The 12,576-nt window shown below is 72.2% G+C and carries 11 protein-coding genes; 5 read left to right on the top strand and 6 right to left on the bottom strand.

What is annotated here, in order from left to right; translation table 11 throughout:
* Positions 1 to 1,472: 1,472 nt before the first annotated feature.
* Genes ACFV61_RS04230 through ACFV61_RS04210 form a run of 5 tightly spaced genes read right to left on the bottom strand, consistent with a single transcriptional unit; the run spans position 1,473 to position 5,636 of the window.
* Positions 1,473 to 2,123, bottom strand: a complete 651-nt coding sequence (locus ACFV61_RS04230) for a VWA domain-containing protein (RefSeq protein WP_380490068.1) — start codon at positions 2,121 to 2,123, stop codon at positions 1,473 to 1,475.
* Between the two features lie 16 nt (positions 2,124 to 2,139).
* Entirely contained in the window at positions 2,140 to 3,273 is a 1,134-nt protein-coding gene (locus tag ACFV61_RS04225; RefSeq protein ID WP_380490066.1) for a hypothetical protein, read from the bottom strand.
* Positions 3,270 to 4,472, bottom strand: a complete 1,203-nt coding sequence (locus ACFV61_RS04220) for a protein phosphatase 2C domain-containing protein (RefSeq protein WP_380490063.1) — start codon at positions 4,470 to 4,472, stop codon at positions 3,270 to 3,272. Before ACFV61_RS04220 ends, ACFV61_RS04225 begins: the two co-directional genes overlap by 4 nt.
* Complete coding sequence (locus ACFV61_RS04215; RefSeq protein ID WP_380345570.1) at positions 4,469 to 4,885, bottom strand: hypothetical protein; 417 nt, start codon at positions 4,883 to 4,885, stop codon at positions 4,469 to 4,471. The genes ACFV61_RS04220 and ACFV61_RS04215 overlap by 4 nt, the downstream gene beginning before the upstream one ends.
* Positions 4,886 to 4,892: 7 nt before the next feature.
* On the bottom strand, positions 4,893 to 5,636 hold the full coding sequence (locus ACFV61_RS04210; RefSeq protein WP_063350280.1) for a hypothetical protein: 744 nt from the start codon (positions 5,634 to 5,636) through the stop codon (positions 4,893 to 4,895).
* A 173-nt stretch (positions 5,637 to 5,809) separates the two neighbouring features.
* On the opposite strand from ACFV61_RS04210, the gene ACFV61_RS04205 reads away from it, so the two are divergent.
* The 3 genes from ACFV61_RS04205 to ACFV61_RS04195 all read left to right on the top strand — a co-directional run bounded on the left by ACFV61_RS04205 (position 5,810) and on the right by ACFV61_RS04195 (position 9,395).
* Positions 5,810 to 6,544: a Crp/Fnr family transcriptional regulator gene (locus ACFV61_RS04205; RefSeq protein WP_063350279.1), complete on the top strand. Its 735-nt coding sequence runs from the start codon at positions 5,810 to 5,812 to the stop codon at positions 6,542 to 6,544.
* A gap of 81 nt (positions 6,545 to 6,625) precedes the next feature.
* A complete protein-coding gene (locus ACFV61_RS04200; protein WP_380490061.1) occupies positions 6,626 to 9,130 on the top strand; it encodes a hypothetical protein in 2,505 nt (834 codons plus the stop codon).
* Between the two features lie 31 nt (positions 9,131 to 9,161).
* Positions 9,162 to 9,395: a hypothetical protein gene (locus tag ACFV61_RS04195; protein WP_363370948.1), complete on the top strand. Its 234-nt coding sequence runs from the start codon at positions 9,162 to 9,164 to the stop codon at positions 9,393 to 9,395.
* Positions 9,396 to 9,403: 8 nt separating this feature from the next.
* Here ACFV61_RS04195 and ACFV61_RS04190 read toward each other — a convergent pair whose 3' ends face one another.
* Positions 9,404 to 10,198, bottom strand: a complete 795-nt coding sequence (locus tag ACFV61_RS04190) for an FHA domain-containing protein (RefSeq protein WP_380490058.1) — start codon at positions 10,196 to 10,198, stop codon at positions 9,404 to 9,406.
* A 141-nt stretch (positions 10,199 to 10,339) separates the two neighbouring features.
* On the opposite strand from ACFV61_RS04190, the gene ACFV61_RS04185 reads away from it, so the two are divergent.
* Both ACFV61_RS04185 and ACFV61_RS04180 read left to right on the top strand, forming a co-directional pair.
* On the top strand, positions 10,340 to 12,061 hold the full coding sequence (locus tag ACFV61_RS04185; protein WP_380490055.1) for a protein kinase: 1,722 nt from the start codon (positions 10,340 to 10,342) through the stop codon (positions 12,059 to 12,061).
* 204 nt (positions 12,062 to 12,265) lie between these two features.
* Positions 12,266 to 12,454 (top strand): DUF1508 domain-containing protein, encoded by a 189-nt coding sequence (locus ACFV61_RS04180; protein ID WP_063350276.1) that lies wholly within the window; start codon positions 12,266 to 12,268, stop codon positions 12,452 to 12,454.
* Positions 12,455 to 12,576: the final 122 nt, after the last annotated feature.

Here is a 12,576-nt window from a genome sequence, read left to right as displayed (position 1 = left end):
GGGGGGTTGGGGCACCCCCCCGAGGGGGGGGGGGCGGGGGGGTAACCGCCCGCCCCCAGGGATGGGTGTCATGCCGGGCTGTTAAGCACAGCCCGGACCGCCCTTATCTGTCACCAGAAGCCAAACCGACGACGGCGGCCGTGGCGACGGCGGCGACGGTCACGTTCACGTCCGCGACCGCGGTCCCTGCGGTTGAAGTAACTCATCACGACTCCATTTCTTCCCTTGCATTGGCACGCCGCACGTCCACGGCCGACGCCGACGGCGCGGACCCGGGGAGCACGACAGAGACTGCCGTTGCCGTGAGACAGCCCTAAGCGGCGGGCACGTCAGGGATGTGCCTGCCAGAGCCGTTCTCACATCTCCAGTATCCGCCTGACGCCCCGGCTCGCAGCTTCTGGACGGCAACCGCGAACGGTCCTCGGCATGCAAAGGGCCCCCCGACAGGACCGCCCGACCCACGCCTCGACAGCCGGTTCCGGCCCTCCCGCCCGGCCCCCCGACGAGCCGGGTCGGGCGAGGATCCGCCCGGTCGACTCCTCGACTGACCCACCGTCAAGTGCCGTTCGTCCGGCGTCTCGAAACAGCCACCCCCGCGCACCGAGCGCCGCCGCCCACCGGTCGACCGCAGGCCCCCGCGACGACGGCTTCGGCGCGAGCCCCCGTCCCCCGCGCCCCTCCCCGAGGACCCCCGCCCGGGCCGCCGACCCCGCCCGCCGAGGCCTACCCGGATGGCGCAGCCGACCGACGGGGCGGGGGTGCGCACCCCCGCGCGGCGAGAGGCGAGACCCCGCGTCGAGCCCCGCGGAAACCACCGGAATGACGCCCCGGCACCGCCGACGCCACGGCGGATCCGCCTTGAGGAGGCGCCCCGGAGCCGCCTTCCGGGCGACTCCGGGGCCGCGCGAGAACCCGAAGCGACTGCGTTCGGGTGACGGCGCCACCATCAGCACCACCATCAACGGCACTCCCCGCCCCACTCCCCGGCCCGCCCGCCGGCTGCCCGTGCTGCTCGGCCCCTCCGTGGCCGCGCCGGTATCGCAGCTACGGGGCGGCGTTCCTCGTCACAGGAGCCTTCGTCCGGGATGCCCCTTTCCCTGGAGGACGCTCCGAAGGAGACGCCGGTGTGGTGGTGGGGGCGGCCGTAGGCTCGGGCAGCTGGGTGGGTGAGGCCGAGGGCGAGTAACTCGGCGACGGCGCCGCGGCGGGCGAGGAGACCTCAGAGGTCGGGGTCGGGGTCGGGGTCGGGGTCGGGGCCGGGGCCGGGGTCGGGGTCGGGGTCGGGGTCGGTTGTACCGGCACCGGCGTCGCCGGGTGCGAGCCGCCTCCGCCCCCGTTCGTCGAGGGGCCGCTGAGATGGCCCGCCACCTCGACCACGCCGCCGCAGGCGAGCAGCACCGCGGCCAGCACGGACAGCCCGGCGGAGGCCCTCAGCGCCCGGGGCGCCGTGGTACGCGGGTCGGTGTCCACGCTCAGTCCACGTATTCCTGGGCGACCTGCACGTACTCGAAGCCCTTGACGTCCGTGGCGATGTGCATCTGACCGGTTTGCGAGGAGGCGATCAGGGTGTTGAGCAGGCCGGTGATCGCCCCGCTCAGCGCCGACTCGGTGTCCGAACCGTCGGCGATGAACAGCGCCTTGGTCGCCACCTCCTTCAGCACGTCGCGCCTGGCGGCGCCGAAGCCGTAGGCGATCACGTGCGGGTGGCGCGGCCAGTTCCGGTCCACCAGCCTGCGGAAGGATTCCTGCCACCTCGCGTCGGTCGGGGCGCCGTCGGTCAGGAAGAAGATCGCCGGCCGCAGCACGCTGTACTGCTGCGCCCGCAGGCTGCTGACGTCCTGTTCGATGCTCTGCCGCAACTGGTCGAAGGCCTTGCCGTACTCGGTGCCCCCGCCGCAGATCACTTCGGGCATGCTCGGGACCTGCTCCATGTCCGACATCGGGATCACCACGTGCACGTCGGTGGAGAAGGCGACCACGCTGACCCTGGCGAACTCCGAGACGCGCGGATTCGTCGCCAGGTTGTAGTGCAGACGCGAGAGGGTCGCGTTGAGCACTGCCTCGTGCGGCTTCATCGACGAGGAGGCGTCGATCACCACGTAGGTGGGCAGGCAGAGTGACATTGTGTGCACCTCTGAGCTAGTGGTTGGAGGCGATGACGATGACGATGACCAGGATCACGACGAAGGCGAGCACCCAGATCCACCCGGTCTTGGGCTTCTGCTGTTCCTCGACCGTGCTGATGCGGGCGACGGCGGGGGGCTTCGGGATCGCGTTCGGCGAGGGCTGCGGAAGCACCACCGTCGGCTGCTTCGGGGGCAGTTGGGGCAGCGGCGTACGTGTCGGACGCGGCACGGCCCTGAGGTAGGGCCCGTTGTTCAGCGCCTGGTTCAACTGGGCGGCCGCGGGCCGTCGCTCCCGGTCGGTCGCGAGCAGCATGTCCAGCAGGACCTCGGAGACGGCGGGCTGGTTCAGCCAGTGGGACGCGGCGACGCCGTGGAAGGTGCTCGCGTCGCGCCGGCCGGTCAGGCACTTGGCGACGAGCAGGGCGAGCCGGTAGCGGTCGGTGTACTGGTCCGCGTCGGAGCCCGGCGGCGTGAGCGGGTCGGCCCAGTTCGGCTGGTGGATGTCGGGCATCTTCTTCGGCTGGCAGCCGTCGACGTCGATCAGGTAGACGGAACGGCCCTCCGGGCTCCAGAAGGCGTTGGAGAACGACCAGTCCGAGTAGACCAGGCCCAGGCCCTCCAGGATCGCGGCGAGCTCCGTCAGCCGGCGGCAGGCAGCCAGTCGGCCCTCGAAGCCGGGGCACGGCAGGCCGACGCCCCCGATCGACTCGTCGGACTTCGCCAGCCAGTCGATCTCCAGGAACCGGCGCTCGCTGAACTTGCCGCGCCGCAGCTCGGAACGGTACTGCTCGGGCGCCATCGGGATCACGCACCCGACGGCCGGGTTGCCGGGCTCGCGGATCCGGGCCGCGGGCCAGCACGTCCCGGCGTACAAGCTCGCCCGCTCCGCCTCCGGCAGCGTGTCCGGAGCCGAGATCAGCAGGTCGATCCGGTGGCCGTCCTCCTGGTGCGGGCCGGGCCGGTAGAGCTTGGCCAGCCAGCCCGGATGGTCCGTCAGCGGCCGTACGGCGACGGCCTGGCCGTTGTGTTCGGAGATCGGCTCGGCGAGCGGTCCGAGATCGCCGAGGCCCACGGTCCTCGGCAACGCCCAGCCCCGCGGGTCCACCGCCGGGGCGCCGCCGCCGGCGACGGGATCGGAGTCGGTCATGTCCCGCTGCCGTTCCACACCACGACGGCGGTGCGGTCGTCGAGGCACTGCGGTGCGTCGAAGCCGACGTCGGCGGTGAACCGGGTGGCCGGGACCGGCGAGCGCCAGGCGTTCGCGAAGTACTCGTTGACGTTGCCCGCCCGGTCCGCCCACGCGTCGCCGATCCCGTCCGTGACCAGGGCGAGGGCGGCACCGGCCGCCAGGGTGACGTAACCGTCCACGGCCAGGTGCGGCGTGTCCGGCAGTCGGCCGGCGACCTCGTTCGAAACCACCGCGGCCGCACGGTCCTTGGCTTCGCCGGCGGAGAACTGCCACAGCGGGACGCGCGGGTCGAGTGTCCAGGCCGAACTGTCACCGAGCCAGCCGACCCATGCCCGCGCCACGCCGTTCGCGTCCGGCTCGGCGATCACCGCGGTGATCAGCACGGTCGCCAGGTGCGAGGTGCCGACGCCGCGTCCGGCCGCGTGCGCGGCGATCGATTCAGCGACCCGCCCGTACAGCGCCTTGACGTCGAGCCGGTCGAAGCCGACCGCCTCGATCTGCTCGCGCAGCAGGGTGACGGCCTGGCTGGAGGCCGCGGTGGCCCCGATGTCGGACCAGGCCGCGCTGGACAGGCCGTCGGCCACGGCCACGATCGCGTACCGGCTGTCCGGGCTCCGCCCGATCCGGTAGGAGTCCTGTCGCGGCTCGGCGGGCCGGCCGCAGCGGTGGCCGGGCCCGACGACCGAGGCGGCGCGGATGGTGAGGGCACCGACCCTGGCTTCGTCGGCGGCGATGCCGTTCTGCACCGTGCGCTCCGGCAGCAGCCAGGGGTAGCCCTGTGCCCGCGCGCCTTCGCCGAAGCGGGGCACGCTCAGATCGGTCGGCCGCTCGCGCAGGAACGGCCGGGGCCTGCCGGGCTGGGCCGTCGACACCGCCGGTGCCGCGACGAAGCGGCAGACCGGCGCCGGCGCGTCGGGCCGGGGCCCCCGTTCGGGCCGGCGCGGCGGCGGGGGGGGGGGGGGGGCGGCGAGGCACCCCCGCGCGCCCGCCCGGCCGACGACACCCACCGCCGCGAGGGCGAACGCGTTCACCAGCCAGCCGTAGTGCCGGTGCGGCGTGCCGACCTCGGCGAAGGCCCCGATGACGACGGCTGCGAGCAGCCCCGCCCGCACCCAGCCGTCCGTCAGGCCGTCCCGCCGGCCGTCGCCCCCGCTCACGGCCGCTCCTCACGATCGCGGGACCTCGGCCCCGAGGCGAAGTGCTGGTCACCGTGCTGCACCGCGAACACCTCACCGGAACCGGTGGCGGAGTTGACCTGGACCACGACGTCCGGCCGTTGCGCGGTCCGCAGCGTCGCCAGAGCTATGACGTCCTGGGCGAGAGCCGGGTCCCGGACGAGCAACTGGAGCAGGGCCTCGGTCCAGAAGTCCACGGCCGCGGCGTCGACCGCTCCCCTCGTGGCGGTCGACCCCCGCTCCAGCGCGACGGACAGTTCCCTGCGGCGGCTGCCGTGGGCCCGGGCGATGACGCCGCTCATCAGTCGCCTCGCCTCGTTCCACAGATCGGTGCCCATCGCGGACACCAGAGCGGTGGCTCCGCTCGCGGCCAGCTCGGCGAGTTCCTGGTTCATCGGCGCTTCAGCCCCCTTCGTTGTAGTGGATGTGCTGGCCACCTCGGCCGACGGCGAAGACCGTGCCCTTCCCCGTGGCTTGGACGAGTTGCTCCACGGCCCGCGGCTCGGCTTCCGCAGGCCGCTCGCGGGAGCCGGATTCCGGGCCGGGACCGCCGTGCGGCCCGACCGGGCTGCCCGGATACCAGAGCCAGGCCCGTGCGGCGTACTCCTTGACCCGGACCTCGGCCGCGGTGAAGGCACCGGCTTCGAGCCCCTCGTAGCCGTGCCCGACCGTCTCCTCGTAGTAGTGCTGCGACAGCACCGCGGCCACCGGGGTGCCGTCCGGACCGTCCAGGAGCGCATGCCGCAGCGGGGGCGAGTCGAGCAGCCGGGCGAGCGCCTCGAACGGGGTGCCGGAGACCGTACCGTCCGGATCGAGCCGGACCTCCCCCGCGTGCGCGGCGGCCCGTACCCGCAGCCGGGTGTCCGGGCCGGCGTGCCGGTTGTGCTCGCGGATCCGCGCGCCCAGCTCCGGCAGCAGCGGGACCAGCAGTCCGGCCTTGGGCAACCCGGCCGGGGCGACGAGCCGGCAGCCGTCGCCGGTGTCCACGTACGCGAAGTCCCGCCGGTCCAGCTCCGCGACGCCGAGGGCGCCGAACAGCGCGGACCGCAGCACGCCGCGGATCTCCTGCAGCCGCTGCTGACCGCGGCCCGCGGAACCCGCGATGTCGCACGCCAGCAGAGCTCGGTACTCGTACCTCGGATTCACATTCCCTCCGCGATCACGACGAGGGCCGGCGGTTCGAGGATCGAACTGCCGTCGGCACCGAATTCCCGGTGCCGACACGATGGTTAACCAGAACGTAGAGGAGGGGTCCTCGGGTAAACCGGCTACTAATACGGCTTGTCCGGCTTCGGCCGGACGAGGAGGAGGAGTGACCGATGAGCAACACACGGATGCGCGGGGCCGGGGCCTACTGGCCGACGACCGGACTGCTCGGCCGGGTCGGCGAGGCCGATCGCCGAGTCCTGCTGGAGCTCGGCCACGGCGTGGCCTACCCGGCCGGTCAGATCACCATCCGCGAGGCCGACACCTCGGACTTCTCGCTGCTCCTGATCGGCGGCACGGTGAAGGTCACCGCGCACGCACAGGACGGTCGGGACGCACTGCTGGCCGTGCGGATGGCCGGGGACCTCGTCGGGGAGTTCGCCGGGATCGACGGTCAGCCGCGCATCGGCACCGTGACCGCCTGCGGCCGGGTGCTGGCCCGCTACATCCTGCCCACCGAACTGCTGGCGTGCACGAAGCAGCACCCCGCCATCGGGCTCGCACTCAACGCGAGCGTGGTGGCCAAGCTGCGCACGGCGACCAGCCGGATCGTCGACTTCACCGGTTGCGACGTGCTCGGGCGGCTGGCCAGGATCCTGCACCACCTCGCCGTCACCTACGGGCGCCCCGGCCGCAACGAAGCCCATCTCCCGCTGTCGCAGCCGGAGATGGCCACGCTGGTCGGCGCCGCGGAGTCGTCGATCCACAAGGCCCTGCGGGCCCTGCGGGAGTCGGGCGCGGTCGTCACGGGCTACCGCAGGATCACGATCCTCGACCTGGACCACCTCGCCCGGATCGCCGCCGCGGCCGAACCGGCCGGTTCACGGGCGATCTCACCAAACAGGTAAAAGCGCCGGGTTCCGACGACGGGTCGGCGCCAGCATGACCGAGTGCCGGAACCCGAGCGTTGGAGAGGACCGGAGAAACAGATGCCAGAGAACAACGGTGCTCCGGACGGTTCCACGCGAATCCGGGCGGGCGACGTGTCCGGAACGATGATCGTCGGCAACCGGAACACCGTGACCAACCTCAACATCACCACCGGACACGGTTCGGCCATCACCGTGAACGCGGGGCCTCCGCCCAACCCGGTCAAGCGTCAGCCGATCTCCCACCTGCCGCGTTCCGCCGCCGATCCGCTGATCGGCCGGGAACGGGAGCTCCAGGCACTGCAACAGGCCATCGGTGCACGCCAGTTGGTGCAGATCTGGGGCGCCTCCGGGGTCGGCAAGAGTGCGCTGCTGCGCCACCTCGCCCGCACCTTGCCGCGCGGGCCCGAGGGCGCGGCCTACATCGAAGCCGGCGGCCGGACGGCCGACGACCTCGCGCAGGCGATCTTCGACATCAGCTTCGACGCACCGAACTACAAGCCGTCGCTGGAGGTGCTGAAGGAGCACCTGAAGACCCTGCGGCTGCGGATCTACCTGGACGACGCGGGACTCGACGAGAAGGACCTGCACCGGCTCTTCGACCTGGCCGAGCACTCCACGTTCGTCTTCACCTCGCAGCGCCGGTCGTCGGTCACCGGCGTCCACCCGATCCGGCTCGACGGACTGACGGCCCCGGCAGGGGTGGTCCTGGTCCAGACGGTCCTGGCCCGCGCGCTGCGGCCCGACGAAGCGCGGACCGTGACGGCGCTGTGCGACGCCCTGCACGGCAATCCGCTCCGACTGCGGCGCATCGCCCTGTCGGCCGCGACCGGCAAGGGCCTGCCGGGCATCGCCGATCTCCCCGCGCTCCTTCCCGCACTGCTCAACAGGCTCCGGCCGGAGGAGCGCGACCTGCTGTACCTGCTCGGCTCGCTCTCCGGCGCCGAGTTGGCCGCCCGGCAGCTCAACGCCCTGCTCAGCCGGACGGACAGCGACGCGCTCGCCAGCGGGCTGGTGCGGCACGGCCTGCTGGTCGCCTCGGAAACCGGCTACGGGTGTCCGCCGGACGTCGCCGAGTGCGTGCTCAAGAGCCGGATGACGCAGTACCCCGCCGCACCGCTCTGCCGGGCGCTCACCGCGTGGGTCCAGTCGCGGGAGACCACCCCGGACGAGGTCGCGGCCCACTTCCAGGCCCTGGACGTCGCGGTGCTGGGAGCGGAGCGGAGCGGACAGGCGCAGCTCGGCGTGGAGTTGGCCCGTGCCGCCTCGCCGAAACTGGCGCTCTCCCGGCAGTTCGACGCGTGGGGCAGCCTCCTCGGAGCCGGCTGGGCCGCCGCGAAGAGCGCGGGAGACCGCGCGGGCGAGGAGTTCTTCCTGGGGGAGGCGCGCACCCGCCGCAAGGCGATCGGCCGGGCGGCACTGACGACGACCCTGGTGCTGGAGGCGGGGGCGCTCTGGCAGGAACTCGCCGCCCTGCAAGCGCACTCGGTGGCCCACCAGGCCGCCACGACGACGATCACCGCCGTGCCGCCGATCGACCCGGCCACCACGGCACACGCCATCGGCCAGTCCCCGCTGATCACGCACCCGGTGGTCAGCCCGCCGACGGTCACCCACCCCGTCGTCCAGCCGGTCGTCCAGCCGCCGACCGTCACCCACCCCGTCGTCCAGCCACCGGCCGTCACCCACCCGGTCGTCCAACCACCGGCCGTCACCCACCCCGTCCCCGCCTCCGGCGCTCCGGCGCCCGTGCACCCGCCGGGTACACCGCACGTGATCGACCTGTCCCACTCCGCCCAACAGCCCCCGCCCGGGGGCCATGTGGTCGGCGCACACTCCCCCTCGCAGGCGGCGCCGCACCGAATCGACCTCTCGGGGGCGCACCACTCGCACGCCGCGAGCGCCACCACCACGTCCAGCACGGGCCACGGGGCGGTCACCACCGCCGGCGCAGCAGCTGCCAAGGGCGGAGCAGCCCTCGCCGTCTCCTGCGTGGTCGGCGCCTCAGCCGTACTCGGCGTGGGCGCCATGGTCTACACCCAGAACCAGTCGAACCTGGCCAAGCCGGCCCAGGTCACCTACCCACCGATCCCGACCCGGCCGGTCTACACCCCCAAGCCGCCGATCCCTGCCCCCGTCGTCACACCGGACCCCGTCGATCCCGTGTGCGCAGCGGTGGCACCGGAATTGGGAAAAGAGATCCAGCAGCACAACGCCGACCTGACCGCCGTTCACAGCGCCCTCGACTCGTACAACAACGCCGTAGCCGCGTACAACTCACGACGGACCTCCACCGTTCCCGACGACAGCACGGTGAAATCCCGTATCGACATCATCCTCAAAGACCTGCGCACCAGCGAGTCCACGTTGCGGGGAGCCCTATCGCAAGCGCGGGACGGATCCGTGGTATCCGACCTCAAGGGCCTTCTGACCGCTAGCCAGCAGGAGGAGAACCAGTTCCGCTCGTTTCGGAACCATCCGTCCGGTGCCACGATCGACACGAATAGCCAGGCGTCGGCATATAACTCGGCCTGGCGCAGCCTGGTAACCCACTGCGGAGGCTGACCTCCACAGGACCAACCGAGAAAGGCCAACCATGCCTACGGAATCCACCCCCGGCACCATCCACGCCGGAGACGTCTCCGGCACCTTCATCGTGGGCGACAACAACCACGTGACGAACACGAAGCATCACCCCGAGCAGCCGCAGCCCCAACCGCGCCAGCAGAACTCGGCCGAGGACCAGGCAGCCGTCTTCGCCGTGGAACACGGCACCATGCACGTCACCTACAACCACAACGCCGAAGCCGCGCCCGAGACGGAGGCCTGAGAAACGCGTCAGCCCCGATCGGCCAGCAACTCCAGGTCCTGGGCGTTCAGCGTCGCCGTCTTCAGCAGTTCCCTGATCAGGTTGACGCTGAGCGTCGAGCCGACCGGCTCGCCGACCTCGTCGCGCGTCAGTCCGCGCACGCCCCGTCGGCGCAGCCGTTCGCGCACGTCCTCGACCGTGTTGGCGACCGACTTGTGGGTCCAGAACTTGGTCACGTGGGGCGAGGCGTTGACCAGCCGGGCGGTCTCCTCCCAGGCCGACGGGAGCGGGAAGGCGTCCTGGCCCTCCAGGTAGCGCCGGGCGAGCGCGGCGAGCACCAGCCGCTCCTGCAGGGAGAGCAGGTAGACCGTCTCGGGGGCCGCGGTATCGGCGCCGCTCGTGGAACGGGGGTGCAGGTCGTCCCCGTCCACGACGCGGACCTCCACCAGGTGGGACCGCCGCTTGGACGAGTTGATCACCAGCGGGGTGTACCCGGGCCCGATGATCCGCTTGTGGCTGGTGAGCATCAGCACGCCGTCGGGCAGTTCGATCGGCAGATTGCCGGTGTTGACCAGCCACCAGTCGCCGTCCGTGCCGGCGCAGGTGAAGACGCCGTGCCGACGGCTGACGGTCGGGTCGTCGACACCGACCGGTACGTGCACGTCCTCGCGGTCGCGCCCGAACAGCAAGGTGTACCGGCGCGGCGGCACGGCGTACCCACCCTCCGGGCCGAGCACGAAGATCGTCCCGGGTGGCGCCGAGGGCACTCTGCCGGAAGGACTGCCCGGCGGCAGCATCTGGGGTGGGAAGTTTTCGTACGCCATCTCACATACCTCCGCCTCGGGTCGCGCCAGTGTATGAGCGCACCGGGAGGACCAGTCCTCCTGCGGGCATGCGGTGTGTCGAGCTTGCGGAACCACCAACTCCACTTGTCCGGAGTGGACTTGCCCGATAGCCTGCCCGCCGTGAGCGAGATCAGCCGGCGAGCTGCTGCGATCGACGGCATGGTCGCCGAACCACTCGGTCCGGGCGATCCGCAGGAGATCGGCAGCTTCAGCATCATCGGCCTGCTCGGTACCGGCGGCATGGGCGAGGTCTACCTCGGGGTCTCGGACAGGGGCTACGCCGCTGTCAAGCTCGTCCGGCCGCGGCTGGTCCCCGGCGAGCGCTTCGAACGAGAGGTCGGCATCCTCTACCGTGTGCCGCTCGGCGTCGGACCTCGGGTGCTGGCGAGCGACGCCACTCCGGAACGCCCGTGGTTCGCCACCGAGTACGTCCCCGGGCTCACGGTGGACGAGGCGGTCCGGCTGCACGGCCCGCTGCCCGCCGAAGCGCTGTGGCTACTGCTGGCCGAAACGGCCGCTCAACTGCGGGCCGTACACGCATCCCGGATCGCGCACCGCGACATCAAGCCCGCCAACGTCATGCTGGTGCGCGACGGCGTGAAGCTGATCGACTTCGGCATCGCGCGCGCCGCGGACCAGGCGAGGCTCACCAAGAGCGGTGGCAGCTACGGAACGCAGGGCTTCTCGGCACCGGAACAGCAGACCGGGGAGGAGGACGTGGCAGCGCCCGCGGACGTCTACTCGCTCGCGGCGCTCCTGCTCTACGCCGCCTCGGGTCGCACGCCCGGCGCCGCCCCCGACGTGGAGCCGCTGCGCGCCGTGGACGCCGACCTCGCCGCCCTCCTCGGGCCCTGTCTCGCCGCCGACCCCGGAGCACGCCCCACCGCCGACGAGATCGTCCTGGCGACGCGCACGCACCGGCTCGCCCCTCCCCCGTCCTGGCCGCCCGAGGTCATGTCACGCATCGGCGCTCGACGTGCGTTCGCCGAAACGCCGGTCGGCAAGCTGGAGACCGTCCCGCCACCGGATACGAGCACGGACCCGAACCCCGACGTCGGGCCCGCACCCCTCGCATCACCTCGCCGCCCGCGCAAGCACCTGTTCCTGCTGCCGGTCGCCGCGGCGACCGCCCTCGGCGCGGTCGCGGTGTTCGTCCTCAGCCCGTCCACCTCCCCGCAGCACCACGACGCGCAGGAGTCCGGCGGCGTGCAGGTCGCCGTCGAGCCCTTGGCCGGGACGACGCAAGGACCCTCCGCGAGCCCGAGCGCCTCGATCTCCGCCACCGCCACCGCCACCGCCGAACCCTCTCCCCCGCCTTCAACCGCCCCGGCCGCCACCACGCGGGCACCCTCCCCGAGCCTGCGGCCCTCGACCTTCGCTGCCGCCAAACCCGCTACCCAGCCCCCAACCACCCCGCCTGGCGAAACGGCCACCCCGCCGAGCACGGCCACCGCCGCACCCTCAACGGCCGCCCCCAGCCCCACCTCGTCATCGATCCGCGGCATCAACGGCAGCGACGACCCGGCACAGGTCAAGGGCTCCGAGGCGGACACCGACTGGCTCGGCCCCACCGCCGCCTGTTCCGCCTGGCTGGACGACAACGGCTCCGGCTCGCTCGCGGGCGTGCTCAACACCTCCCTGACCCAGACCTGCGTCGCCGAGCTCGCCCGCAGCGACGGCATCACGTACACCTTCCGCGCCTCCGTGGGCGCCGCGAAGACGAGCTTCGTCCCGGACATCGGCTACACGATGTGGATCTGCGTGTGGAACGCGAACAACCGATCCGGCGAGCAGTGCTCCGCCCGCTTCGGCATGAACGGCACCACCCCGGTCCGCCGGTGAAACGAGGCTTCCGCGAGGAGCGCTCCCGGGCCACCACGCCCAGCCGCCCGCAGGCCCACAGCTCCCCCGCGAGCACCACCTGACCCGAACGGGCCAGGTGGGCAGGTCCGGATGACTCGGATGCCCCAGCCGGCGGGCGGAGCAACCGGGTTGGCCCTACGGTGCGGTGCGAGGGGGTCACCTGAACGGAAGGCTGTTACAGGCATGGCTGGAAAGTTCGAGCTGTACAAGGACGAGAGCGGGATGCACCGCTTCCGGCTCAAGGCGAGCAACGGGACGGTCATCGTCACCGGGGACCCGCACGAGAGCAAGGACGAGTGCCTCAGGAGCATCGAGTCGCTCCGCAAGCTCGCGCCGTACGCGGAGCTCAAGGAGGCGGCCGGGTCGCACTGAGGCGGCGCGGTGCGGGCCCGGGGGGGGGGGGGGGGGCGGAGCCGCGGCCCCCCCCGCGACCGACCGCGCCCCGGCGCACGAACGAAAAAACAAACAAACAACCAACCACCACACACACACCA

Origin of the sequence: Kitasatospora sp. NPDC059817, assembly GCF_042731835.1 — a bacterium.
Classification (GTDB): domain Bacteria; phylum Actinomycetota; class Actinomycetes; order Streptomycetales; family Streptomycetaceae; genus Kitasatospora.
Note: the sequence above shows the minus strand (reverse complement) of the source record. Positions and strands in the feature narration are given on the sequence as shown.